At 70.8% G+C, this 23102-nt stretch carries 24 protein-coding genes and 1 tRNA gene; 16 read left to right on the plus strand and 9 right to left on the minus strand.

What is annotated here, in order from left to right; genetic code table 11:
* Window positions 1–22 precede the first annotated feature (22 nt).
* Together FRAQA3DRAFT_RS23305 and FRAQA3DRAFT_RS23310 are read right to left on the minus strand one after the other, a co-directional pair.
* Window positions 23–1294: a PotD/PotF family extracellular solute-binding protein gene (locus FRAQA3DRAFT_RS23305; RefSeq protein ID WP_009741510.1), complete on the minus strand. Its 1272-nt coding sequence runs from the start codon at window positions 1292–1294 to the stop codon at window positions 23–25.
* 69 nt (window positions 1295–1363) lie between these two features.
* Window positions 1364–2725: an ABC transporter ATP-binding protein gene (locus tag FRAQA3DRAFT_RS23310; RefSeq protein ID WP_009741511.1), complete on the minus strand. Its 1362-nt coding sequence runs from the start codon at window positions 2723–2725 to the stop codon at window positions 1364–1366.
* A gap of 271 nt (window positions 2726–2996) precedes the next feature.
* Here FRAQA3DRAFT_RS23310 and FRAQA3DRAFT_RS23315 point away from each other — a divergent pair, with 271 nt between their 5' ends.
* The 3 genes from FRAQA3DRAFT_RS23315 (at window position 2997) to FRAQA3DRAFT_RS23325 (ending at window position 5601) form a co-directional block, all read left to right on the plus strand.
* On the plus strand, window positions 2997–3899 hold the full coding sequence (locus tag FRAQA3DRAFT_RS23315; protein ID WP_009741512.1) for a maleylpyruvate isomerase family mycothiol-dependent enzyme: 903 nt from the start codon (window positions 2997–2999) through the stop codon (window positions 3897–3899).
* A 224-nt stretch (window positions 3900–4123) separates the two neighbouring features.
* Window positions 4124–5185, plus strand: coding sequence for a ParA family protein (locus FRAQA3DRAFT_RS23320; protein ID WP_009741513.1), 1062 nt, complete (start codon window positions 4124–4126; stop codon window positions 5183–5185).
* Between the two features lie 343 nt (window positions 5186–5528).
* Window positions 5529–5601: transfer RNA gene (locus tag FRAQA3DRAFT_RS23325), tRNA-Ala, on the plus strand.
* 176 nt (window positions 5602–5777) lie between these two features.
* On the opposite strand, the gene FRAQA3DRAFT_RS23330 is transcribed toward FRAQA3DRAFT_RS23325, so the two are convergent.
* The 3 genes from FRAQA3DRAFT_RS23330 to FRAQA3DRAFT_RS23340 all read right to left on the minus strand — a co-directional run bounded on the left by FRAQA3DRAFT_RS23330 (window position 5778) and on the right by FRAQA3DRAFT_RS23340 (window position 7240).
* Window positions 5778–6143 (minus strand): hypothetical protein, encoded by a 366-nt coding sequence (locus FRAQA3DRAFT_RS23330; RefSeq protein WP_009741514.1) that lies wholly within the window; start codon window positions 6141–6143, stop codon window positions 5778–5780.
* A gap of 207 nt (window positions 6144–6350) precedes the next feature.
* Window positions 6351–6806 (minus strand): MarR family winged helix-turn-helix transcriptional regulator, encoded by a 456-nt coding sequence (locus FRAQA3DRAFT_RS23335; protein WP_009741515.1) that lies wholly within the window; start codon window positions 6804–6806, stop codon window positions 6351–6353.
* Complete coding sequence (locus FRAQA3DRAFT_RS23340; RefSeq protein WP_009741516.1) at window positions 6803–7240, minus strand: polyketide cyclase; 438 nt, start codon at window positions 7238–7240, stop codon at window positions 6803–6805. Before FRAQA3DRAFT_RS23340 ends, FRAQA3DRAFT_RS23335 begins: the two co-directional genes overlap by 4 nt.
* A gap of 709 nt (window positions 7241–7949) precedes the next feature.
* On the opposite strand from FRAQA3DRAFT_RS23340, the gene FRAQA3DRAFT_RS23345 reads away from it, so the two are divergent.
* Together FRAQA3DRAFT_RS23345 and FRAQA3DRAFT_RS23350 are read left to right on the plus strand one after the other, a co-directional pair.
* Complete coding sequence (locus FRAQA3DRAFT_RS23345) at window positions 7950–8312, plus strand: MerR family transcriptional regulator (protein ID WP_009741517.1); 363 nt, start codon at window positions 7950–7952, stop codon at window positions 8310–8312.
* 135 nt (window positions 8313–8447) lie between these two features.
* Window positions 8448–9134, plus strand: coding sequence for a uridine kinase (locus FRAQA3DRAFT_RS23350; protein WP_009741518.1), 687 nt, complete (start codon window positions 8448–8450; stop codon window positions 9132–9134).
* A 77-nt stretch (window positions 9135–9211) separates the two neighbouring features.
* On the opposite strand, the gene FRAQA3DRAFT_RS23355 is transcribed toward FRAQA3DRAFT_RS23350, so the two are convergent.
* From FRAQA3DRAFT_RS23355 to FRAQA3DRAFT_RS23370, 4 genes are all read right to left on the minus strand, one after another.
* A complete protein-coding gene (locus FRAQA3DRAFT_RS23355) occupies window positions 9212–9799 on the minus strand; it encodes a trans-aconitate 2-methyltransferase (RefSeq protein WP_009741519.1) in 588 nt (195 codons plus the stop codon).
* Window positions 9800–9892: 93 nt separating this feature from the next.
* Window positions 9893–10444, minus strand: coding sequence for a TetR/AcrR family transcriptional regulator (locus FRAQA3DRAFT_RS23360; RefSeq protein WP_009741520.1), 552 nt, complete (start codon window positions 10442–10444; stop codon window positions 9893–9895).
* Between the two features lie 18 nt (window positions 10445–10462).
* The gene (locus tag FRAQA3DRAFT_RS23365) at window positions 10463–10684 is read right to left on the minus strand and encodes a hypothetical protein (RefSeq protein ID WP_035921396.1); all 222 of its coding nucleotides are present in this window, start codon (window positions 10682–10684) and stop codon (window positions 10463–10465) included.
* A 289-nt stretch (window positions 10685–10973) separates the two neighbouring features.
* A complete protein-coding gene (locus tag FRAQA3DRAFT_RS23370; protein ID WP_035921398.1) occupies window positions 10974–11411 on the minus strand; it encodes a hypothetical protein in 438 nt (145 codons plus the stop codon).
* A 742-nt stretch (window positions 11412–12153) separates the two neighbouring features.
* Here FRAQA3DRAFT_RS23370 and nifV point away from each other — a divergent pair.
* The 11 genes from nifV (at window position 12154) to FRAQA3DRAFT_RS23425 (ending at window position 23080) form a co-directional block, all read left to right on the plus strand.
* Complete coding sequence (nifV, locus tag FRAQA3DRAFT_RS23375) at window positions 12154–13371, plus strand: homocitrate synthase (RefSeq protein ID WP_009741522.1); 1218 nt, start codon at window positions 12154–12156, stop codon at window positions 13369–13371.
* Between the two features lie 179 nt (window positions 13372–13550).
* Complete coding sequence (nifH, locus tag FRAQA3DRAFT_RS23380) at window positions 13551–14414, plus strand: nitrogenase iron protein (protein ID WP_009741523.1); 864 nt, start codon at window positions 13551–13553, stop codon at window positions 14412–14414.
* A gap of 49 nt (window positions 14415–14463) precedes the next feature.
* Entirely contained in the window at window positions 14464–15924 is a 1461-nt protein-coding gene (gene nifD / locus FRAQA3DRAFT_RS23385) for a nitrogenase molybdenum-iron protein alpha chain (protein WP_009741524.1), read from the plus strand.
* 184 nt (window positions 15925–16108) lie between these two features.
* Window positions 16109–17671 carry a nitrogenase molybdenum-iron protein subunit beta gene (gene nifK, locus FRAQA3DRAFT_RS23390; protein WP_009741525.1) on the plus strand — a complete coding sequence of 521 codons (1563 nt, stop codon included), beginning with the start codon at window positions 16109–16111 and terminating at the stop codon, window positions 17669–17671.
* Between the two features lie 211 nt (window positions 17672–17882).
* On the plus strand, window positions 17883–19253 hold the full coding sequence (gene nifE, locus FRAQA3DRAFT_RS23395; protein ID WP_009741526.1) for a nitrogenase iron-molybdenum cofactor biosynthesis protein NifE: 1371 nt from the start codon (window positions 17883–17885) through the stop codon (window positions 19251–19253).
* Window positions 19253–20947, plus strand: a complete 1695-nt coding sequence (locus FRAQA3DRAFT_RS23400; protein WP_009741527.1) for a nitrogenase component 1 — start codon at window positions 19253–19255, stop codon at window positions 20945–20947. The genes nifE and FRAQA3DRAFT_RS23400 overlap by 1 nt, the downstream gene beginning before the upstream one ends.
* Window positions 20941–21372, plus strand: a complete 432-nt coding sequence (nifX, locus tag FRAQA3DRAFT_RS23405) for a nitrogen fixation protein NifX (RefSeq protein ID WP_009741528.1) — start codon at window positions 20941–20943, stop codon at window positions 21370–21372. Before FRAQA3DRAFT_RS23400 ends, nifX begins: the two co-directional genes overlap by 7 nt.
* Window positions 21369–21812 carry a NifX-associated nitrogen fixation protein gene (locus tag FRAQA3DRAFT_RS23410; protein ID WP_009741529.1) on the plus strand — a complete coding sequence of 148 codons (444 nt, stop codon included), beginning with the start codon at window positions 21369–21371 and terminating at the stop codon, window positions 21810–21812. Before nifX ends, FRAQA3DRAFT_RS23410 begins: the two co-directional genes overlap by 4 nt.
* Window positions 21802–22050 carry a CCE_0567 family metalloprotein gene (locus FRAQA3DRAFT_RS23415; protein WP_009741530.1) on the plus strand — a complete coding sequence of 83 codons (249 nt, stop codon included), beginning with the start codon at window positions 21802–21804 and terminating at the stop codon, window positions 22048–22050. The genes FRAQA3DRAFT_RS23410 and FRAQA3DRAFT_RS23415 overlap by 11 nt, the downstream gene beginning before the upstream one ends.
* Window positions 22047–22442: a nitrogenase-stabilizing/protective protein NifW gene (gene nifW, locus FRAQA3DRAFT_RS23420; protein ID WP_009741531.1), complete on the plus strand. Its 396-nt coding sequence runs from the start codon at window positions 22047–22049 to the stop codon at window positions 22440–22442. Before FRAQA3DRAFT_RS23415 ends, nifW begins: the two co-directional genes overlap by 4 nt.
* Entirely contained in the window at window positions 22439–23080 is a 642-nt protein-coding gene (locus FRAQA3DRAFT_RS23425) for a nitrogen fixation protein NifZ (protein ID WP_009741532.1), read from the plus strand. Before nifW ends, FRAQA3DRAFT_RS23425 begins: the two co-directional genes overlap by 4 nt.
* Window positions 23081–23102 lie beyond the last annotated feature (22 nt).

Below are 23102 nucleotides of genomic sequence, written 5' to 3' on the forward strand. Positions count from 1 at the left end.
GCGCCCGTGCCGGCGGCGGCCGTCATGACTGGTAGACCGGCTGGAAGATGCGGTTCCACTCGGTCTCCTCGTCGGTGGTCAGCACCCGGAACCGGCTGACCCTGGAGAGCTCGTCGTCGGACGGGAACAGCAGTGTGGACTTCGCCAGGTCCGCCGGGACGTGCTCGGCGGCCTTCGGCACCGGGGTGATGTAGTTGATGTACTCCGCGAGCATGCCGGCGACCTCGGGGCGGTAGACGAAGTCCATGTAGGCGATGGCGTCCACCGGGTGCGGCGCGGTCTTCGGGATGCACATGTTGTCCGTCCACAGCAGACCGCCCTCGGCCGGCACCACGAACTTCAGGTTCGTGCCGGTGGCGATCTGCTGGTAAACGTCGCCGGACCAGGCCATCGAGATCCACAGGTCCCCGCCGGCCAGGGCGTCGATGTAGGACTGGTCGTAGTACTTGCGGACGATCCCGTCCCGGCGCTGCGCGGTGAGCTTCGCGGCGGCCTTCTTCCAGTCGTCCGGGGTGGATTTCGCCGGATCGACGCCGGTGCCGAGCAGAGCGAGGTTGGGCAGGTCCTGGTTGTCGCCGAACATGCCGACCTTGCCGGCGAACTTCGGGTCGAACAGGTCGTCGTAGCTGGTGATCTCCCGGCCGGTCTTCGCCGGGTCGTAGGCGATTCCGGTGAGGCCGGACTGCCAGGGAATCGTGAAGGCGTTGCCCGGGTCGTACGTCGGGTTCTTCATGCTCGGCGAGGCGTTCGCGGCGAACGTCGGCAGCCTCGCGTGGTCCAGCGGCGCGAGGTAGCCGAGCTGCATCACCCGGCTCAGCGTGATGCCGTTGGTGAGGACCATCAGGTCGTAGCCGATCGACCTGTCCGCCGCCAGCGTCGGCCGGATCTGCGCGAAGAACGACTCGTTGTCCTGGATCACCTCCCGGTAGGTGACCTTGATGCCGGTCTCCTTCGTGAACATGTCCAGCGACGGGTGATCGGCGTCGGTGGAGCCGACGTCCATGTAGAGCGGCCAGTTCGCGAAGTCGACAGTGCCCGCCTTCGTCCGGTCCTTCCAGAACGACGCGGCATCGTCGCCCGTGGAGTCCTTCTTCTCCCCGCTGACGCCGCAGGCGGCGAGGAACGCCGCCCCACCAGCCAGCCCCGCGAACCGCAGCAGGTCGCGGCGGCCGAACCGGGCCTGCGTCAGGCCGCGCAGCATCGCGGGGTCCGCAAGCGCCGCGGCGCGCAGGTCGCCGCCGGATCGGGGGTCGCCGCAGTGGCCGGCGTCGCCGGGGGTCTCGGGCTGCGTCACGGTGGCGTTCCTCCGTGTCCGGGCAGGCCGGCAGGGGGCGCCTGCCGGCCCGCGTGCTGGCCTGTGGTGTCAGGGGGAGACCGGGTGCGCGGCCGTGGCGGTCGGAGTCTGCGCCGCCGCGCCGGCCGCCGGCTCACCGTTGCGCCGCGGCGCGTCCCCCTCGGGTGGGCCGCCGGGATCCGGGCCGCCGGACCGCGGGGTCGAGGGCTCCTCGTCGGCCGACTCCGGCAGGACGTAGGAGTGTTCCGGCAGCCATGACAGCCAGATCTCCTCGCCGCGCTCGGCGACGTTGGTGGAGTCGGTCGAGTTCTGCCAGAACACGGTGATCTCGGTGCCGCCGTGGGTAGCGACCGTGTACGTCGTGTAGGTACCGAGGTAGACGACCTCGACGATCCGGCCGCGCAGCGCGCAGCATGGCCCGTCCGGGCGGGTCGCCGACATCTCGATCTTCTCGGGGCGGACGGTCAGCTCGACCTGGTCACCGGTCCGCAGCGGGCCCATCTGCGGGTGCAGCGGCGCGCTGAGCCGCTCGTCCGCCCCGGCGTCGAGGACGACCATGGCCCGCCCGCCCGGGCCCGCCGCGTCGACCGCGCGCACGGTGCGGCGCAGCAGGTTCGACGTGCCGATGAACCCGGCGACGAAGCGGGTCCGGGGCCGTTCGTAGATCTCCCGCGGCGAGGCGAGCTGCTCGACCCGGCCGCGGTTCATCACCGCGATCCGGTCGGACATCGTCAACGCCTCGCCCTGGTCGTGCGTGACGTAGATGAAGGTGATGCCGACCTCGCGCTGGATGGCCTTGAGCTGGATCTGCATGGTCTGGCGCAGCTTGAGGTCGAGGGCGCCCAGCGGCTCGTCGAGCAGCAGCGCGGCCGGCCGGTTGACCAGCGCGCGGGCCAGCGCCACCCGCTGCTGCTGGCCCCCGGAGAGCTCCCGTGGGCGGCGCTCGGCCAGCTCCGACAGCTCCACGAGGTCGAGCATCGTCCCGACCCGCTCGCGCAGCTCACGGCCCTTCACCCCGCGCCGGCGCAGGCCGAATGCCACGTTGCCGGCCACGTCCAGGTGCGGGAACAGGGCATAGCTCTGGAAGACGAGGTTGACGTCCCGGCGGTTGGGCGGCACCGCGGTGACGTCGCGGCCCTGCAGCAGGATGCGCCCGCGGGTCGGCTCCTCGAAGCCGGCGATCATCCGCAGGGTCGTCGACTTGCCGCATCCCGAGGGGCCGAGCAGCGAGAAGAACTCACCCGGCCCGATGGCGAGATCAATCCGGCTGACTGCCGGCACCGCCCGGCCGCGGGAGTGGTAGTCCTTGGCCACCCCGGCAAGCTCGATCGCCGGCGGTGCCCCGGTCGCGGCATCGCCGGTCGCGGTGTGGCCGGTCGCGGTGTGGCCGGTCGCGGTGTGGCCGGTCGCGGTGTGGCCGGTCGCGGTCACGCCGTCACCACGGGCACCGTTCAGCTCGCATCCGCCCTCGGCCTTCCGTCTCCACCCGACCCCGGAACGACCCGACGGCGCTGTCCAGTCGGCTTCGACACTCCCAGCCATATTGCGGAACAGCAAGGGATCGGTTCGTAAAGAGTCTGTATCGCGACTAATTCGGTGGTGACCTTGGCGTGTGGTCGGGCTTTCCCGCGATGTTCGGCGGATCGCCGCCGGTATGGCGTTTCGCCTGGCGTACCGTCGCCCGCAGGGGCACGGTGGGAACATGGCCGCCCCGTCCTCTCCCCGACCATCCGTCATCGGCGTGCCCGAGGCCGACGCCGACGCGGCCGCCGACCGTGAGTTCGGCCCCGGTCCCGGCGGTCCGGGCCCGGACCCGGGTCCGGCGCAGGAGGCGGGCATCGAGCCGTCGGCATCGTCCGCGGCCTGGCCCCCCGGCCCCGACTACCTGCCCTCCGTGGTGCCGCACGACCGCCTGGCCGGCTGCGCCGCCGCGCACCGGCGGTTGCTGGACCTGGTGGAACGGGTGGACGACGACGTGCTGCGCCGCCCGTCCGGCCTGCCCGGGTGGACCGTGGCCCACCTGCTCACCCACCTGGCCCGCAACGCCGAGAGCCACAGCGGGATGGTCGAGGCCGCGACCGGCGGTGACGTCCGTGACCAGTACCCGGGCGGCCAGGAGCAGCGCGACCGCGACATCGCCGCCGGCCGCGACCTGCCCGCCGCCACCGTGCGGGCCGAGGTCGCCGCCGCCGTCGCCCGGCTGGAGCGGGCCTGGGACGCGGTGCACGTCGACGCCTGGCGCACCGGCTTCGGCCGGGTCAGCACGTACGGCGTGACGACGCTCGCCGATCTGGTCTTCCTGCGCTGGCGCGAGACCGAGATCCATCTCGTCGATCTCGCCCTCGCCGACCTCGGTGGCCCCGGCTGGGCGGACCTGAGCCCCGCCTACGTCGAGGTCGAATGGGCCTGGACGGTGCGCGGCCTGCCGTCGCGGCTGCCGCCGGAGGTCACCGTCCTGCTCGCGCCGGGTGACCGGCCGTCGACCGCGGTCGGGCGGGGGGAGGAGCTGGTCGTCGTCGACGTCCCGACCATCCCCGCGCTGGCCTGGTTGACCGGCCGCGACCCGGGCCGCCCCGACTGGCCGGAGCTCGGCCCCTGGACGTGAGCGGCGGGAGTCCACCGCCGCCGTCCGGTGCGGGTTCGCCCTCGTCACCTGCTCCCGCGCTCGTCCCGGCACCCTCCGCCGCGACCCGCCTGCGGTAGGCGTCTCCCGCTCATGCCCGGGAATCGGGCAGGCGAGAGAATGTCTGGCGTGTCGGACAACAGGGACAACCGGGGTGAGGCCACACAGGGCGGGCAGCGGGACCACGGGCGCGATCGGATCCGCGCATGATCACGATGGCGCTGTTCAACAACAAGGGCGGGGTCGGCAAGACGACCCTCGCCTACCACCTGGCCCACATGCTCCAGCGGATGGGCCACCGGGTGCTCGCCGTCGACCTCGACCCGCAGGCGAACCTGACCGCGCAGTTCCTCGACGAGGACGAGTTGACCCGGCTCTGGGCGGAACCGGAGGACACCGCGTCCTCGGCCCCGAAGCCCGTCGAGTTCGACGTGCGCCCCGCGCGGGTCTTCCCCGGCACGGGAACGATGGCGACCGCCATCGCGCCGATCATGGAGGGCATCGGGGACGTCGAGCTGCCCGACCCGGTGATGATCGAGGACGGCCTGTGGCTGCTGCCCGGTGACGTCGAGCTCAGCGTCTTCGAGGACCGGCTGTCCGCCGCCTGGCCGAACAGCTTCCTCGGCAAGGACATCGCCGCACTGCGGACGACGACGGCGCTGCACCGGGTCATCGACAACGGCGCCCGCACCGTCGGCGCCGAGATCGTCCTCATCGACGTCGGCCCGAACCTCGGCGCGATCAACCGTGCGTCGCTGCTGTCCGCCGACACGGTGCTCATGCCGCTGGCCGCCGACCTGTTCTCGCTGCGCGGCCTGCGCAACCTCGGCCCGACGCTGCGGGAATGGCGCTCGACCTGGCAGGGCACCGTGCTGCCGAAGGTGCCCGACCGGATCCCCGCGCCCCGCGGCCTGATGATGCCGATCGGCTACATCGTCATGCAGCCGCCCGCGCGCGCCGACCGCCCGGCCAAGGCCCACGACCGCTGGCTCGACCGCATCCCCGAGGTCTTCGCGACCTCGGTGCTCACCAGCGGCAACCCCGGCCCGCACGACCGTTCCTTCGAGATAGCGACCCTGCGGCACTACGCCAACCTGATCCCGCTGGCCCACGACGCCCGCAAGCCCATGTTCGAGCTGCGCGCCGGCGACGGCGCCCTCGGCGGCACCCAGACCGCCGTCCGCCGCTGCTACTCCGACTTCCGTGACCTCGCGGTCAAGGTCCGCGAACGCCTCGCCTTCATCGACCCCTCCCTCCGCCGCTCCTGACCGCCCCTTGGCCGCACCGCGCCGCAGCCCAACGGCGGTCAGCGGGGAGTTATCCACAGGGTCGGCTCGGTAGCCTCCGGTGGTCAGCGGGAAAGTTATCCACAGGACGTGCGTCGCGGCCCTTCGATGGTCAGCGCGAAGTTATCCACAGGGCTTGGAGTCGGGCACCCTGCTCCCCGGCAGGCATCGAATCGTCCGGACCGTGCCCTGGGAGGCGAGGTGCTGCATCGCCGGGTTCCCGCCGTGGCGGAGGTCCGAGATGGTCCCGATGCCGTAGGCTGGGGAAGCACTTCACCGTGCGGTGCCCGCCTCCGGGCGGCGCGGCCCGGCCGAGGTGCGTCCAGGGGGCGTAGCTCAATTGGCAGAGCACTGCCTTTGCAAGGCAGGGGTTCGGGGTTCAAGTCCCCGCGTCTCCACGCGCTGATTCCTCGTGGTCGCTGCCCTTCGGGCAGCTTCCCACCAGCCGCGATGCTGGCCCGGGGGGACGACCCCCCGGACCCCCGATGTGGTGTGGCAGCCTCCCAGGATCGTTATGGCGTCGAGGGCGTGAGCCGTGGCCGTCGGAGCCAGACCCGCGCGTCCGGCGGGAGGGTCACTCGCAGAGCCGCTTCCATGTGGTGGCGCCGGGCCGCAGTGTGAAGGTCACGCGATGCCCGGCGTCGTCCGTGAAGACGACCTCCGTCTCGCTCACAGGCGTCAGGATGCCGATCTGGGATGGGTTGCCCCAGCCGTCCGGCGGGTTGAAGTTGCCGTCGTGCAGCGACGGGACCAGCTCGTAGTAGTGGTCCTGGTAGCGCGCCTCGCTGATGCCGCAGTGCGTGGAGAGCCCGTAAGGCACCGCCGGCCCGAGCTGCTCGGGCCCCGCGGGCGAGGACCCGCAGCCGCCGAGCAGCGCGGCCAGACAGGCGCCGGCGACCGCGCTGGCCGCGCGTGTCCGCGTCGAGGCGAAGGCATACATCTGTTCTCCGTCGGCGTCGGAAGGGAAAGGCTTCCCCTTTCGACGCGGCGCGCTAGCCCGGTTCCCAGGGAGCTGGCGGGAAACAACTTCAGGTCTTGACCCGACCTGGGCCACGCCCCGACGTCGCGCGGCACCTGTTCACGACGCGGGGGCGGATCCGGCCCCACCGGTGACGACAGCCACCTTTCCCGTGGGGGTTCACCGTGTTCACGGTCGCTCCGGGGGAACGAACGCGGCCAGTTCCCGCATCTGATCGACGAATGAGCCGGAGATGCCCGCGAAGAACTCCGCGTCGGCCTGCTCCATCACCATCACCGCGCGGCGGGCCAGGACCGCGCCCGCCTCTGTCACGATGACGACCTTCGCCCTGGTGTCCTGGGTGTCCGTGCCGCGCCGGACAAGCCCCCGCGACTCGAGTTTGCGCAGGATCTCCGAGGTCATCTTCACGTCCGTCGCGGCCTGGTCGGCGATGGTGACCTGGTTCGGCTGGTGTCCCTGCGTGTTGAGCCACCAGGTGCACGCCAGGAGAACGAACTGGACGTGGGTGAGCCCGAGCGGCGCGAGTGCCTCCGTCACCGCCCGCTGCCACCGCAGGGTCAGACGCCACAGCAGAAAACCGGGGCTGTCGGCCGGCCCATTCGCGAAGCGTGTCGCCGGGTTCACTTCTCCCGCGCGGCGTCGCGCTGGCGGGCGGCGGCGAACAGATCGTCCATCGCGTCGGGGAAGTCGGCGCTGATCTGCGGGCCCAGTTCCGGTCCGACCTGGTCGGACGTCGGGCCGTCGATCTCCAGCCGGTGCGTGACCCGCGTCCTGCCCTCACCCGCCGGGGCGAAGGTGTGTCGGAACAGGAGGGTCAGGTCGCCGAACACGGTCTGGTCGGCGTAGACCTCCGCCTCGACCAGTTCGACGATCTTCGAGCGGAAGGTGTCCTGACCCTGCGGCGTCACCGAGATCTCGGTGCCGACCGCGAACGGCCCGTGAAGTTCGAAGCTGTCGCTTCGGTCGCTCAGCCGCACCCCGGAGTGGAGGTCCCGGAGGGCCGCCCACATGAGCTCCGGCCGGAGATCCGCGACCGCGCTGTATTCCGTCGTCCACACGATGTCCTCCTAGATGACCTGTGCGGAGACTATCTGTTCACAGAACATCTGGCAGGCCGGGGGGTCGGGAGGGGACCCGCCTGTCCGTCGCTCGGTTGCGAAGATCCAGGCCAGGCGGGGCATGGCGAGGTGGTCCACCCGCGGAGCGGACGTCCCGCCCTCGAGTGGGACCCCGCCTCGGCTCGTCGACGGGATGGTCGGGACTGCAGGCGGTTTCGGCGATGGCCGGCGCGATGGCCGGTGCGACGGCGGGTGCCACCGGGCGCACCAGACTACCTGTCTTCTCAGAGCTGAAAAATCTGTCCCCGCCACGGTAGACTTCAGGCTCCGCTCTGGGTAGAGTTCCTGTCGTAGCCAAGAGAGTCCACGATCGCGGCAGACAGGAACTGTCGCGAGCAGGACGGCAGTCAAGGCAGGCTGCCGAGCACGATCACAGAAGATCAGAAGTACTCCACCAGGCAACGCACGAGCAGAGAGGAGCAGACGCCATCAGGATCGCCGGAGCGATGCGCTAGATCGCTCGGCACCGCAGACCCCAGATTGGAAGGTGGTCCCCGGTCACGCATATGCGATCCCCGCGTACCCGCCCCCTGGAGGCGGCCTCGCGGATACAGAAATCCGGCGTAACTGGCCGGTAGATGGTGTTGAACCCTCGGGACCCTGGTGCCTTGTGGCGCCAGGGTCCCTCGATGTGTCCTCGAGAGGCGCGATGACCCCTGGCACGACCCGCAAACCGGCCGACAGCCTTGACGACGACGACTACCCCGCCTACACCGTGGGCCGCGCGGCCGACATGCTCGGCACCACCCCCGCGTTCCTGCGGGCCCTGGGCGAAGCCAACCTGATCACTCCCCTGCGTTCCGAGGGCGGCCACCGCCGCTACTCCCGTCACCAGCTCCGACTCGCCGGGCGCGTCCGCGAACTCGTCGACCAGGGCACCGCGATCGAGGCTGCCTGCCGCATCGTCATCCTCGAAGACCAGCTCGCGGCGGCCCGACAGCTCAACGACCAGCTACGCGAACAGGCCACCGGGCCGCTACCCACCGGCCCGCTACCCGCCGAACCTTCCTGACCGGCAGGCCGGCAGGAAGGCGATCCAACTCGCACTGCGCGCCCCCGCCTCAACCCGGAGCTGCCCTGCCGGGCGGCGGGCGGTGGCGAGCAGGCCGGTGAGGGCGAGCAGCATCCAGGCCGTGAGGTAATCGAGATGGCGCGGTTTAGGGCAATAGACAGCCTCGCCGAGTGGATTGTTGCATTGCGCCGGGAACGGGTTCTGCGGGTTGCGGTCGACGGTCCGGACGCGGCCGGGAAGACGACTCTGGCGGACGAGTTGGCCGAGCGGATCGGCAGCCGCGGGCGGCCCGTCATCCGGGCCGGGGTGGATGCCTTCCACCGGCCGCGGGCGGAACGTCACCGGCGCGGTCCGCTGTCCCCCCACGGATATTTCCTGGACGCCTTCGACTATGGCGCGCTGCGGCGCCTGCTGCTCGATCCGCTCGGCCCGGACGGCGACGGGTGGTATCGGACCGCCTCGTTCGACCTGCGGACTCAGACGGCGGTTGACGGGCCGGCCGAACTGGCCCCGGTCGATGCGGTGCTGCTCGTCGACGGCGTCTTCCTGCTCCGACGGGAGCTGCGCGACCACTGGGACGTGAGTATCTTCCTGAGCATCAGCCCCGGCGAGTCGCTGCGCCGGGCGCTGGTGCGCGACGTCGACCTGTTCGGCTCCCCGGCCGCGGTCCGGGAGCGCTATGAGGCCCGCTATCTGCCGGGCCAGGAGCTTTACCGCCAGGGCGCCGCGCCGCACGAGCACGCGCACGTCCTGATCGACAACGAGGATCCCGTCAACCCGCGCATACTGCGCTGGCCGGCTGGACCCGGAGGACGTGGATAGGACTCGCTACCGAACACCCTCCCGCGCCGCCGGAGCGCACTGCTCGAGTACGGACCGGGGGCTGATCGACGAGCCGGTCAGCGCGGGAGCCGGTCGGCGGTGACGACTGCCAGGTCGCGGTGCTGCCAGGTGACCGTGGTGTCGAAGCCGGCCTGGTGGAGCCAGTCGAGCTGGTCGGGCAACCGGCTCGGTGCGTCGTGGATGCCGTCGATGGGGGTGACGGCATCCCCAGGGTCGTCGGGCACGACCACATCCGCGAGCACGAAGCGGCCGCCCGGCGGCAGGACGGCGGCGATCCGGCGGAACAGGTCGGCCTTCCCGGGCCCGTCCAGATGGTGCACGGCCAGCGCCGAGATCACCAGGTCGAACGGGCCGGCCGGGAGCGGGTCCTCGAGCCTGCCGACGCGAAGATCCGCGGGTGGAAGGCGGGGGCGGGCGGCGTCGAGCATCGCCGGGCTCTCGTCGAGCGCGACGAGGGCTGCGTCCGGATGGACGCCGAGCACGCGCCCGCTGGTCTCGCCCGTGCCCGCCCCGAGATCGAGCACGCGCGTCACCCGCAGGCCCGCCGTCGCCGCCGCCACCTCGTCCTGAAGCTGTTCGTAGTGCGGCACCTCGGCGAGCACCATGGCCCGATAGGTCCCAGGGTCGAAGTGAAACTGCGCCATTACTCCCTTCTACGACATCTGGCGCGACGAGACGGCCGGATTCCCATCCCGCGAGGAGGACGAGGTCGCCGGCGCCGGATGGTGACGGGCGCCTCAGCCCGCGGCGGTGGGCTGCAGGATGCCCAGGGCGGTGCGGAGGATCTCGGCACGGTCGGCGGGGTCGAGGGTGCCATGGTTGAGGGCGAGCGCGGCCATCGTGGCGTGCTTGATCGCGGCGAAGGCGGCGTGCGCGCGCAGGATGGCGCCCCTGTCGGCATCGGGGCCGGCCAGCGCGGCGATCACCTGCTCGGTCATCGCCTCGAAGGTGCGGGGCAGCCGCTCGTCGATGGCGGCCAGCACGCTCGGGTCCCGGTCGATGAGCGCGGCCAGCTCGCGGGAGTCCGCGGCGAGGTCGATGAACGCGCCGAGCAGCTCCGCCGGGGCGGGCGGCCCGGTGTCGAGGCACTCGATGATCCGGCGGTAGGCCGCCAGCGGTTCGGCGAGCAGGCCGTCGAGGATCGCCGCCTTCGACGAGAAGTGGTAGTACAGCGCGGCCGTCGTGGTGCCCAGCTCGCGGGCGATGTCGGCGTTCGTCGTGCCGGTGTAGCCATGGCGGGCGAACAGCTCGCGGGCGATCGCGAGGATCCGTTCCCTGGTCTGGCTCACGGTTTCCAGGCTACTTGCCTATTGATCAGTAAGCGGGTGTCCCGAAGGGAAACCGCTGATCAGTGGGGCCCCGGCCGCGCCGAGGACCTCGTCGGCGTAGGAGAGTAGCCAGGCGGTGACGCCGGCCGGCAGGTCGACGGTGACGTCGAGATGCCCGGCCCGGAAGGCGCGGGCCGGGCAGGACGGATCGCCCGCTCCGGATGAGGCCCGTGGATCGGGCCGGAGCGGGGCAGGGGTCACCGACCGTATCGGATCGGCGCCGGGCGGGGCGTCGGATCGATACGGTCGGTGACCAGTATGGGCGGTGTCCGGTCGGGGTCGCGATCGCGGGCCGGGCGGTCGTGGTCAGACGGTGACCCAGGCTTTCTCTCGCAGCGGCGCCCCAGGCCGCCACTCCGAGAGAAAGCCCGTGGTAGCCGCCGTCTCCATGCCCGCAGGCGGTGGCCGCAATCCTCCCGAACCGACTCGACTGGCAGGCGGCGCCTCGGCGATCGGCGAGTATCGCTGAGGGAAGCCGCCTACCGGTCGTTCACCGCAGTGGACGCATGCAGTCCCGGCATCGGTCGTTCAGGATCGACAGAAGCTCGACCGCCTTCAGGGAGGCGTCACGCACCTTGGCGATGTCCTGCGACGAGTTCAGCCGGATCAGGGCGGTCTCGGCTCCGTCCGAGGCGCCCTCGCGGACGGCTTCCACGATCTCGGCCGCGGGGGTGCCGTACTGGAAGAGCAGGATCTCCTTGTCCTGGTATGCCGGCAGCTCCATGGGTAGGTGACCGAGACCGATGCCCGCGAGGTTGCGGCTGAGGATCTGCCGCACGTTCGTCCCGAGCCGGCCGTAGCCACCGATCTCCCGCAGCATGCCCATGGTGGTCCTGAAGACTCCGTTGTTCCCCACCACGGCTGCCCGCAGGTCCTCCCAGGTCCCGGGGGCGTCGGTCGGCACACCGATCATCTGCGCCTCCGACATCTCTACCATCCCGGCTGGCAACCGAAGTACCCCGCGTATACGTGTACCGACACGCCCAGCTCCTTCCGCTTCCCGAGGGAAAGCACTGCGTGCTGCCGGGCCGGCCTCGCCCGGCTTCGCCCGGCGTCTTTTTGTTATCCATAAGATATCCGACCCGTCCGGCGAGGTCCAACCCAGGAAGAAGTTCAAGGGTTTCGATAACGTTAACCCTCGCTGCACAGGACGATGGTGACGCCATCGGGACGTGCCGATTAGTGCGTACTCCGCACCGCCGCCGAGAGCCCCCCGTGACCCCCCTCGGCTTCCTTTCCGTAACATTTGCGCTACGGAAAGGAATCGTTCGAGCCGCCCGGTCGGATAACCTGGCGTCTGCACGGTCGGACGCATCGACCGCGGCTCCTTTTCGTTCGGCCGGGGCACCGCCCTCGGTGAGGTGCGCGACTCCGTGGGCCCCCGGTCGCCCTGGGCGGCCCACCCTGCCGGGGGAGCTCCGCCACTTCCGGCCCGCCCGAAGACCCCCAAGGAAAAGTCCAAGGATAGATTTTTCCTTGCGGATATCCTTCGAGATATCTCGAAGGAAAAGCTTGCACTCAATCGCCGAGAATACCTGTTAACCGGGAAGTTACCGGCGCTTGCAGCCTCGAAATAATCGCCTCCTAGTCTGATTCGTGTCGCCGCCGAACAAACACAGAACCACAGTTCGCGGCGCAGCCCATGGTCTTCAGTCCCGGAGCAACGGCTGGTGATGACAGTGCGAGACCCCCGTTTTCCCAGCTCATCTGCCACGGCGATACAGCCGGACGCGGCGATCAAATTCTGCGACACCACGCTCCGCGACGGCGAGCAGGCGCCTGGCGTCGCATTCACCGCGGCCGAGAAACTCGCCATCGCCGCTGCCCTGGACGCCATCGGAGTACACCAGATCGAAGCCGGAATCCCGGCGATGGGTGTCACCGAGCGGGACGTGCTGCGGGAGATCCTCGCAACCGATCCGCAGGCGGAGATCGTGGGCTGGTGCCGGGCCGACCGCCGCGACGTCGAGGCCGCGGCAAGCTGCGGCCTCGTCACCGCGCACCTGACCATCCCGGTCTCCGACTTGCACCTGAAGAGCAAGTTGGGGCGGGATCGGGCCTGGGCGCGGCAGCGGGTCCGCGAGTGTGTCGCGGACGCGACGGACCGCGGGATGCGGGTGAGCGTCGGTTTCGAGGACGCCTCCCGCGCCGACGACGCGTTCGTCACGGACCTGGCGGGCGAACTGCGGGAACTGGGCGTCACCAGGCTGCGCTGGGCCGACACCGTCGGCCTGCTCGACCCGGTGAGCGCGCACGATCGGCTGGGGCGACTGGTCAGGGCGGTCCCGGGGCCGTGGGAGATCCACGCCCACGACGACTTCGGCCTGGCGACGGCCAACACCATCGCCGCCGTCCAGGCGGGGTTCACCTGGGTCAGCACCACCGTGCTGGGCCTGGGCGAACGCGCCGGGAACGCCCCGATCGAAGAGGTCGCCATGGCGCTTCGGCACCTGCTGAAACTGCCCGTCGACCTGGACACGACGTCGTTTCGCAGCCTCGCGCGGCTGGTGTCGCGGGCCGCGCGCCGGCCGCTGCCGGCAGGCAAGGCGGTGGTCGGCGAGTCGGTGTTCGCGCATGAGTCGGGCATCCACGTGCACGGCATCCTGCGCCACCCGGCGACGTACGAGCCGTTCGACCCCGCCGAGGTCGGCGGGCGTCGGCGGCTGGCGATCGGCAAGCACAGCGGGCGGGCCTCGGTGCGCTACGCGCTCGAGCAGTACGGGCTGACCGCCGAGGACGACGAGATCGAACCCCTGCTGGAGCGGGTCCGTGTCGCCGCCACCCAGCGCAAGCGCGGCCTTCACGGCCGCGACTTCCAGGAGCTTCTCGGGCGGGTAGAGATGCCGACCCCCCGAGTGGAGGCCCCCCGGCGCGAAGAGCAGGTCTGACCGACCTGCCCCGCGTCACGGGGTCGTACGACCAGCACAACGGTAGTGCCGACGTCCCGGTCCAATCCGACCGGCGGCACGTCCGGCAGCCCGCGGGCCGAGCGGCCCGGCCAGCCCGATCGGCATGGCCGAGCCCCGGTGACCGCGCGCCGGGCAACCGTCCCAAGGAGGAGCACCGCATGCGCCAGATCGCCTTCTACGGCAAGGGTGGTATCGGCAAGTCCACCACCCAGCAGAACACCATGGCGGCCATGGCCGAGATGGGCCAGCGGGTCATGATCGTCGGCTGCGACCCGAAGGCTGACTCGACCCGCCTGATCCTGCACTCGAAGGCGCAGACCTCCGTCATCCAGCTCGCCGCCGAGAAGGGTTCGGTCGAGGACCTGGAGCTCGACGAGGTGCTCGTCGAGGGCCAGTGGGGCATCAAGTGCGTCGAGTCCGGTGGCCCGGAGCCGGGTGTGGGCTGCGCCGGCCGTGGCGTCATCACCTCCATCACCTACCTGGAGGAGGCCGGCGCGTACGAGGACCTCGACTTCGTCACCTACGACGTCCTCGGTGACGTTGTGTGTGGTGGCTTCGCGATGCCGATCCGCCAGGGCAAGGCGCAGGAGATCTACATCGTCACCTCCGGCGAGATGATGGCGATGTACGCGGCGAACAACATCGCCCGAGGCATCCTGAAGTACGCGCACTCCGGCGGTGTCCGGCTCGGCGGGCTCATCTGCAACAGCCGCAAGACCGACCGCGAGGACGAGCTGATCATGGAGCTCGCCCGCCGTCTCAACACCCAGATGATCCACTTCATCCCGCGTAACAACGTCGTGCAGCACGCCGAGCTGCGCCGGATGACGGTCATCGAGTACGACCCGAAGAACAGCCAGGCCGACGAGTACCGCCAGCTGGCCAACAAGATCGTCAACAACGACATGAAGACGATCCCGACCCCGATCACGATGGACGAGCTCGAGGAGCTCCTCATCGACTTCGGGATCATGGCGCAGGAGGACGAGAGCGTGATCGGCAAGGCCGCCGCCGTCGCCTGACGATCCCACTCCCACCTGCACCGACACCGTCGAGGATGAGGTCCCGACCATGACGACGACACCGGCACCCGAGCGGGCCGAGACCGAGGCGATGATCGCCGAGGTTCTGTCTCAGTACCCCAAGAAGGCAGCCAAGTTCCGGGCCAAGCACCTCAAGGCCAACGACCCCGAGGGGTCGAAGGAGTGCGAGGTCAAGTCCAACATCAAGTCCCGGCCCGGGGTCATGACGATCCGCGGCTGCGCCTACGCCGGTTCCAAGGGTGTGGTGTGGGGCCCGGTGAAGGACATGGTCACCATCAGCCACGGCCCGGTCGGCTGCGGTCAGTACTCCTGGGCGACCCGGCGCAACTACGCCCACGGTCACCTTGGCATCGACAACTTCACGGCGATGCAGATCACGACGGACTTCCAGGAGAAGGACATCGTCTTCGGCGGTGACCCCAAGCTGGAGAAGGTCTGCGACGAGATCGTCGAGTTGTTCCCGCTGGCCAAGGGCATCTCGGTGCAGTCCGAGTGCCCGATCGGTCTGATCGGGGACGACATCGAGGCGGTCGCCAAGAAGTCCTCCAAGAAGCTCGACATCCCGGTCATCCCCGTCCGCTGCGAAGGCTTCCGTGGCGTCAGCCAGTCGCTGGGTCACCACATCGCGAACGACGCTGTCCGCGACCACGTGCTCGGCACCGGCGGCGACTCCTTCGAGCAGACCGACTACGACGTCGCGCTGATCGGTGACTACAACATCGGCGGTGACGCCTGGGCCTCCCGGCGCATCCTCGAGGAGATGGGCCTGCGGGTCATCGCCCAGTGGTCCGGCGACGGCACGATCAACGAGATGGCCTCGACGCACCTGTCGAAGCTCAACCTGATCCACTGCTACCGCTCGATGAACTACATCTGCACCACCATGGAGGAGCGCTTCGGCACTCCCTGGACCGAGTTCAACTTCTTCGGTCCCACGAAGATCATCTCCTCCATGCGCAAGATCGCCGAGTTCTTCGACGACGAGATCAAGGCGAAGACCGAGGCGGCGATCGCTCGGTACCAGGTGCGCTTCGACGAGATCACCAAGGCGTTCCGGCCGCGGCTCGAGGGCAAGCGCGTCATGCTCGCCGTCGGTGGCCTGCGCCCCCGGCACACCATCGGCGCGTACGAGGACCTCGGCATGGAGGTCGTCGGCACCGGCTACGAGTTCGCCCACAAGGACGACTACACCCGGACCTACGGCATGCTCAAGGAAGGCACCGTCCTCTACGACGACCCGACCGCGTTCGAGCTCGAGGAGTTCGCCAAGTTCCTCAAGCCGGACCTGATGGGTGCGGGCGTCAAGGAGAAGTACGTCTTCCACAAGATGGGCATCCCCTTCCGGCAGATGCACTCCTGGGACTACTCCGGGCCCTACCACGGCGTCGACGGCTTCGCGGTCTTCGCCCGGGACATGGACATCGCCATCAACAGCCCGGCCTGGGACCTCCTCGAGGCCCCCTGGTCGAAGGCCGGCGAGGTCGCCTGATCCGCCGCCCTGCGGGCATCCGGGCGCCAGGCGCCCAGCAGTAGCTGACCAGTAGTTCATCCAGGCCTGGCCGAACGCAGCCGCCAGCGACCCCGTGACCGGAGAAACGGTCGCTGGCGGCTGCCGCGGCAGGCCTCAAGCCCCACCTGGGGACAAGCCCCACAGGGGAGAGGAGGGACGTCCGGTGACGACGACCCCCGAGCACACCAGCGCGGTCCCGCTGCGGGTCCTTGACCACAACGACATCTTCCGCGACGAGGTCTACCAGAAGCAGTTCGAGGGCAAGCGCGAGTTCGAGAACGCGGCCCCGAAGGAAGAGGTCCAGCGGGTCCTCGACTGGACCCGCGGGTGGGAGTACCGGGAGAAGAACTTCGCCCGGGAGGCCCTGACCGTCAACCCGGCCAAGGCCTGCCAGCCGCTCGGTGCGGTGCTCGCCGCGCTCGGGTTCGAGGGCACCATGCCGCTGGTGCACGGGTCGCAGGGCTGCGTGGCGTACTTCCGCAGCCACTTCGCCCGGCACTTCAAGGAGCCGGTGCCCGCCGCCTCCACCTCGATGACCGAGGACGCCGCCGTGTTCGGCGGGATCAACAACCTCGTCGAGGCGATGGAGAACATCACCGCCCTCTACAAGCCGAAGCACATCGCGATCAGCACCACCTGCATGGCCGAGGTCATCGGTGAGGACCTGTTCGCCTACATCGGCGCGGCCCGCGACCAGGAAGCGATCACCCAGGACTTCCCGGTGTCGTACGCCCACACCCCGTCCTTCGTGGGCTCGCACATCACCGGCTACGACGTGATGCTCAAGGGCATCCTCGAGATGCTGGCGAAGTCCCCCGACGCGGACGCGTCGAAGGTGGCGAAGTCCGACAAGGTCCGGCTGAACGTCATCCCCGGGTTCGACACGTACATCGGCAACCACCGCGAGTACAAGCGCATCCTCGAGCTGATGGGGGTCGACCCGCTGATCCTGGGCGACCACTCCAGCTCGCTGGACTCCCCGGCGGACGGCGAGTACGACCTCTACCCGGGCGGCACCCCGCTCGCGGAGGGGGCGCTGGCGAAGTTCAGCCGCGCGAGCCTGGTGCTGCAGGAGTCCACGCTGCGCCGGACGGCCGAGTACATCGAGAAGGACTGGAAGCAGGACACGATCCTGCTCGAGACCCCCCTCGGGGTCAAGGGCACGGACGCCTTCCTGACCGCGGTGGCCAAGGTCGCGGAGGTCGAGGTCCCGGCGGAGCTGACCGCCGAGCGCGGCCGCCTGGTCGACGCGATCACCGACTCGCATGCCTACGTGCACGGCAAGCGGGTGGCCATCGCCGGCGACCCGGACCTCGTCGTCGCGCTGACCCGCTTCGTGCTCGAGCTCGGGATGATCCCGGTGCACATCGTGAGCACGAACGCCGACACCTCCTTCCCCGCCCGCATGGAGAAGGTGCTCTCCGCCAGCAAGTTCGGCGAGGAGGCGACCGTGTGGCCGGAGAAGGACCTCTGGCACCTGCGGTCGCTGGTCTTCACCGAGCCGGTCGATGTGCTCATCGGCAGCATGCAGCTGAAGTACATCTCCCGCGAGGCGAACGTGCCGCTGGTCCGGGTCGGGTTCCCGATCTTCGACCGGCACCACCTGCACCGGTTCCCGATCATCGGGTACACGGGCGGTCTGCACCTGCTCACCCAGCTCGTCAACACGATCCTCGACGAGATGGACCGCAACGCCCCCGACCACAGCTTCGACGCCGTTCGCTGATCGGCGCCGTGCTGTAGCCGGGCCGGCTCCCAGCCGGATCCGAACGTGGTCGGCCGGCCGCGCCCACCGCGCTCCCTGCGGCCGGTCGACCACCCCCCGCGGGTCGACCGATGGCGACATCTCCCCGCGCCGGGTCGATCGGCTCCCTCCCGGGCCGATCGACCCCCCTGTCCAGCCTCTCCCGAGGACCGCCCCCTCCCGAGGATGGCCCATGGCTGCTACTGAACGTGCCGCCCTATTCACCGAGACGGCCTGCGACCACAACAACGCCAAGAGCGCCAAGGCTCGCAAGGCGGGCTGCCCCAAGCCCAAGCCGGGTGGTACCTCCGGCGGCTGCACCTTCGACGGGGCGATGATCACCCTCGTCCCGATCGCCGACAGCGCCCACATCGTGCACGGCCCGATCGCCTGCGCCGGCAACTCCTGGGACGGCCGGGGCAGCCTGTCCTCCGGGCCGACGCTGTTCCGCCACGGCTTCACCACCGACATGACCGAGAGCGACGTGGTGCTCGGGGGCGAGCAGCGCCTGTTCGACACGATCTGCGAGGTCATCGAGCGGTACGCGCCGCCCGCGGTCTTCGTCTACTCCACCTGCGTCACCGCGATGATCGGCGACGATCTCGGCGCGGTCTGCGCGGCCGCCGCGGAGCAGACCGGGGTGCCGGTGATCCCGGTCGATGCCCCGGGCTTCGTCGGGAACAAGAACCTCGGCAACAAGATCGCCGGTCAGACCCTGCTGGACCACGTGATCGGCACCGTCGAGCCGGGCGACGTCACCGACCTCGACGTCAACCTCATCGGCGAGTACAACATCGCCGGCGAGCTGTGGGACGTCGTGCCGCTGCTGACCCGGCTGGGGATCCGGGTCCGGTCCTGCATCAGCGGGGACGCCCGCTACCGCGACATCGCCGCGGCCCACCGCGCGAAGGCGACCATGGTCGTCTGCTCCCGGGCGCTGCTGGGCCTCGCCCGCGGCCTGGAGGAGCGCTACGGCATCCCGTGGTTCGAGGGCAGCTTCTATGGCGTCAGCGCGATGGGCGACACCTTGCGGGGCTTCGCCCGTCTGCTCGATGACGACGAGCTCTCCCGCCGCACGGAGGAACTCATCGCCGTCGAGGAGGCGGCCGTCGAGGCCGCGATCGCGCCCTACCGCGCCCGGCTCGCCGGCCGCAAGGCCGTGCTCTACACCGGCGGCGTCAAGAGCTGGTCGATCGTCTCCGCGCTGCAGGACCTCGGCATCGAGGTTGTCGGCAGCGGCATCACCAAGAGCTCCGACGGCGACGTCGACAAGATCCGTGAGCTGCTCGGCGACACCAAGATGATCTCCGAGGGGAGCCCGCGGGAACTGCTGCGGGTGGCGGAGGAGACCGGCGCCGACATCCTCGTCGCCGGCGGCCGCAACCAGTACACCGCGCTCAAGGGCCGGCTGCCGTTCCTCGACATCAACCAGGAGCGGCACATCCCCTACGCGGGCTACACCGGCATGGTCGAGTTCGCCCGCCGCCTGGACATGGCGATCGCGAGCCCGGTCTGGGAGCAGGTCCGCCGGCCCGCCCCCTGGGACCTGGTCGGAGCCCACTGATGGCCGAGATCATCACCGGGGAGCGGCGCGCCGCGATCGACCCGCTCAAGTTCAGCCAGCCGCTCGGCGCCGCGCTCGTCTTCCTCGGCCTCGCCGACTCGCTGCCGATCATGCATGGGTCGCAGGGCTGCGCGTCGTTCGCCAAGGCCCTGCTGACTCGGCATTTCAACGAGCCGATCCCGCTGCAGACCACGGCGATCAGCGAGGTGACCGCGGTCATGGGCAGCGGCGAGGCCATGGTCGCCACCCTCGACGCCATCCGCAAGAAGCAGCGCCCGGCGATCATCGGCCTGCTCACCACGGGCGTCACCGAGGTCTCCGGGGAGGACGTCGGCGGCCAGTTGCGCACCTACCTGGCCACCTGGGCCGACGCCGACACCGACACCGCGCCGCTGATCATCGGGGTGTCCACCCCGGACTTCCTCGGCGGGCTGTCCGACGGCTGGTCGGCCGCGCTGGAGGCGCTGATCCGGGCGGTGGTGCCCGCGCCGATGACGGCCGAGGCCGGCTCGGACGCGCCGACCGCGCTCATCGCCGCCTCCGCCCCGCCGGCCGCCACCCTCCCCGCCGCCACGTCGGCCGCCACGTCGTCGGCCGCCACGTCGTCGGCCGCCACGTCGTCGGCCGCCACCATGCTGGCCGGCGCCGCCCGCGCGATCCCCGCCGCGGCGCCGGCCACCACCACCGTCCCGGCCTCGCCCCTGTCCCGGCGGGCCGGTACGACCGACGAGGACGCCGCCGACCGGGAGCTGGTCGCCGTCCTTGCCGGTCCCGCACTCACCGCGGCCGACCTCGACGAGGTCGCCGGGCTGGTCCGGGCGTTCGGGCTCGACCCCGTGCTGGTGCCGGACCTGTCGGCCTCGGTCGACGGCCATCTTGCCCCGGCCTGGCAGCCGACGACGACCGGCGGCGCGGGCCTCGCCGAGCTGCGCTCGCTGCGCCGCGCCGGCGCCGTGCTCGTCGCGGGCGCCACCGCCGCCCCCGCGGGCGAGCTGCTCGCCGCCCGCACCGGTGCCCGGCTGCTGCGCCACCGGCACCTGTCCGGCCTGACCGAGACGGACTCCCTGGTCGCGGAGTTGATGGCGCTCACCGGCCGGACCGCTCCCGAGCAGGTCCGCCGGGCCCGAGCCCGCCTCGCCGACGGCCTGCTCGACGCGCACTTCGTCCTCGGCGGCGTCCGGGTGGCGATCGCCGGGGAGCCCGAGACCCTGCTGGCCGCTGGTTCGCTGCTGCGCGACGTCGGCGCCGAGATCGTGACCGCGGTGTCGCCGACTCCGGCGCCGGCCCTCGCCGACGCGCCGTGGGCCCAGGTCGTCATCGGCGACCTGGCCGAGTTCGCCGAACGGGCGCAGGCAGCCGGTGCCGAGCTCGTCCTCGGCTCCAGCCACGCCCGGGGAATCGCCGAGCGGATCGGCGCCGCGTTCCTGCCGATCGGGTTCCCGATCTTCGACCGGCTCGGGGCGGCGCTGGCCGGCACCGCCGGCTACGCCGGCAGCCTGCGGCTGCTGCTCGACGCGGCGAATCGTGTCCTCGACCACGGGCACGCGCACGCCCGTCCGGGCCACCCGCCGCAGCCCGCCTCGCCGGGATCCGCCGCGGCCGGTCATCTCGCCGCCACCGAGATCCCCCAGCAGGGGCGCGGCACGGCAGAACCCGACGAACTCGACAACCTGTTCCAGGAGTCCCCGTGTTGAAGATCGCCTTCGCGACCAGCGACGGCACCGCTGTGGACCAGCACTTCGGCTGGTGCCGACGGTTCGACGTCTACGAGGTCGGCCCCGAGGGGTCACACCTGCTGGAGACCCGCCTGCTGGAGGCGGCGTCCGACGACGAGCAGGACAAGATCGAATCCAGGCTCGCCGCGGTCACGGACTGCGTGATCCTCAACATCGCCGACATCGGCGGGACCGCCGCGGCGAAGGTCGTCAAGGCCAAGATCCACCCGGTGAAGGTGGCCAAGGGCACCAGCGTGGAGGACCTGCTCACCCGCTACGTCGCGACGCTGGCCGGGACCCCGCCGCCCTGGCTGCGCAAGGTCCTCAAGGCCCGCGAGCCGCAGCCGGCCGCGCAGAGCTGGACCCGCAGCGTCGCCGCGGTGCTGAAGGGAGACGCGGCATGAGCGAGGCGAAGGACTTCCTGCGTGACCTGCTCGACCAGGTCCGGGCCGGCGACTCCTACGGCCAGCTCGACCGGTTCTCCGACCAGCAGCTGCTCGCCCCGTTCGTGGTGACCAAGGAGCAGCGCCGCACGATCGCGACCAACTGCGACCTCGACATCGCCACCGCCGCCCGGCTGCGGTCGTTCTACCAGGCCGTCGCCGCCGCCACCGAGAAGGCGACCGGCGCGTTCACCACGACGATCCTCGACCTCAACAGCGAGGGCTTCGGCCGGGTGATCATCTTTGCGGGCCGACTCGTCGTGCTCGACAACGCGCTGCGCGACGTGCAGCGGTTCGGTTTCAACTCGTTCGAGGAGCTCGCCGCCCGCGGCGAGGCCCTGGTGCTCGGCGCGAGCAAGCTGATCGAGCGCTGGAGCGAGGTCGCCCGCGATGACTCCTGAGCCGCCGGCCCCGAACACCGCGGGCCCCGACGCCGCGGGCCTCGACGCCGCCGCCGCCCAGCAGCGGCTGCGCAAGCTCCAGAGCAAGGCCACCCAGCTCAAGCTCGATCTGCACGACCTCGCCGAGGACCTCCCGATCGGCTGGGAGGGAATTCTCGACGTCGCCCGCCGCACCTACGACGCCTACGCCGAGATCGCCCTGTTGGAGGGCCTGGCCGAGAAGGAGACGTCGCGATGAGCGCGACCACCGACGCCGGCCAACTGGCCGCGTTCCACCGCTGCTCCACCGCCGAGGAGTACTTCACCCTGCTGGAGGTCGACTACGACCCGCGGGTCGTGGCCGTCAACCGGCTGCACATCCTCAAGCACTTCGCCGGCGAGCTGGCCAAGCTGCCCGAGGCCGGGGCCGACGCGGAGAACCCGCGCCATCTGCTGCGCGACTACCGCGACGCGCTCGTCCGCTCCTACGAGGCGTTCACCAACGCCGGCGCGCTGGACCACCGCCTGTTCAAGGTGCTGAAGGACCGCGCGCCGCAGTCGGCCTTCGTGCCGGCGTCCGAGATCACCGTGCAGCGGTTGGGGTCCACCCAGCCGTCGGAAACGTCCGAGCGGACGGAGGAGGCCCGATGACCACCAGCACCTACGACGTCGGCGACGTCGTCATGGCCGCCAAGGCGCTGCGCAACGACGGCACCTACCCGGACCCGGCGATCTCCATCGGCGAGATCCTGGTCGAGCCCGGCACCCGCGGCCAGGTCATCAACGTCGGTCTCTACCTGCAGGAACACATCGTCTACGCGGTGGCGTTCGAAAACGGCCGCATCGTCGGCGCGCTGGAGCGCGAGCTCGTCACCCCCGAGGAGCCCGCGGACGAGGCTGCGCCCGCCGACACCCCCGCCGCCGCGACCGCTGCCACGGCGGCCGCCGGTTCGTCCCCGGCCGCCGTGCTTGTGGCGGAGAAGGTGCCGGCCGAGCCCGCGGCACAGGCCGCCGGTGCGACCGGCGAGCCGGCGACGAAGACCTGCAAGCACGGGTCGGCGAACTGCAAGTCGGCCTCGGCGGCCGCCGAGCCGGCCACGCCGGTCAAGCCCAGCACGCCGGTCAAGCCCAGCACGCCGGTCAAGCCTGCGGCGGGGGCCGGCGAGCCTGCGGGCAGCAAGCCGCCGGTGACCGCCAAGCCGGGACCCCCGGCCCGCCCCGCGCAGCCCGCGGCGACGGGGAAGAGCGTCGGCGCCGGGACGCCCGCCGCGAAGGGTGACGGAAGGTGAGCGGGGAGCCATTCGCGCTGCC

It is taken from the genome of Frankia sp. QA3 (assembly GCF_000262465.1).
In the GTDB taxonomy this organism is placed as follows: domain Bacteria; phylum Actinomycetota; class Actinomycetes; order Frankiales; family Frankiaceae; genus Frankia.

What these genes read in the sequence shown, in the direction of transcription:
- FRAQA3DRAFT_RS23315 (WP_009741512.1), top strand. Translation starts at nt 2,997, where the DNA reads ATGGCCGCCCCGTCCTCTCCCCGACCATCCGTCATCGGCGTGCCCGAG.
- FRAQA3DRAFT_RS23320 (WP_009741513.1), top strand. Translation starts at nt 4,124, where the DNA reads ATGATCACGATGGCGCTGTTCAACAACAAGGGCGGGGTCGGCAAGACG.
- FRAQA3DRAFT_RS23330 (WP_009741514.1), bottom strand. Translation starts at nt 6,143, where the DNA reads ATGTATGCCTTCGCCTCGACGCGGACACGCGCGGCCAGCGCGGTCGCC.
- FRAQA3DRAFT_RS23345 (WP_009741517.1), top strand. Translation starts at nt 7,950, where the DNA reads ATGACCCCTGGCACGACCCGCAAACCGGCCGACAGCCTTGACGACGAC.
- FRAQA3DRAFT_RS23350 (WP_009741518.1), top strand. Translation starts at nt 8,448, where the DNA reads ATGGCGCGGTTTAGGGCAATAGACAGCCTCGCCGAGTGGATTGTTGCA.
- FRAQA3DRAFT_RS23355 (WP_009741519.1), bottom strand. Translation starts at nt 9,799, where the DNA reads ATGGCGCAGTTTCACTTCGACCCTGGGACCTATCGGGCCATGGTGCTC.
- FRAQA3DRAFT_RS23370 (WP_035921398.1), bottom strand. Translation starts at nt 11,411, where the DNA reads ATGTCGGAGGCGCAGATGATCGGTGTGCCGACCGACGCCCCCGGGACC.
- nifH (WP_009741523.1), top strand. Translation starts at nt 13,551, where the DNA reads ATGCGCCAGATCGCCTTCTACGGCAAGGGTGGTATCGGCAAGTCCACC.
- nifD (WP_009741524.1), top strand. Translation starts at nt 14,464, where the DNA reads ATGACGACGACACCGGCACCCGAGCGGGCCGAGACCGAGGCGATGATC.
- nifE (WP_009741526.1), top strand. Translation starts at nt 17,883, where the DNA reads ATGGCTGCTACTGAACGTGCCGCCCTATTCACCGAGACGGCCTGCGAC.
- FRAQA3DRAFT_RS23400 (WP_009741527.1), top strand. Translation starts at nt 19,253, where the DNA reads ATGGCCGAGATCATCACCGGGGAGCGGCGCGCCGCGATCGACCCGCTC.
- FRAQA3DRAFT_RS23410 (WP_009741529.1), top strand. Translation starts at nt 21,369, where the DNA reads ATGAGCGAGGCGAAGGACTTCCTGCGTGACCTGCTCGACCAGGTCCGG.
- FRAQA3DRAFT_RS23415 (WP_009741530.1), top strand. Translation starts at nt 21,802, where the DNA reads ATGACTCCTGAGCCGCCGGCCCCGAACACCGCGGGCCCCGACGCCGCG.
- nifW (WP_009741531.1), top strand. Translation starts at nt 22,047, where the DNA reads ATGAGCGCGACCACCGACGCCGGCCAACTGGCCGCGTTCCACCGCTGC.
- FRAQA3DRAFT_RS23425 (WP_009741532.1), top strand. Translation starts at nt 22,439, where the DNA reads ATGACCACCAGCACCTACGACGTCGGCGACGTCGTCATGGCCGCCAAG.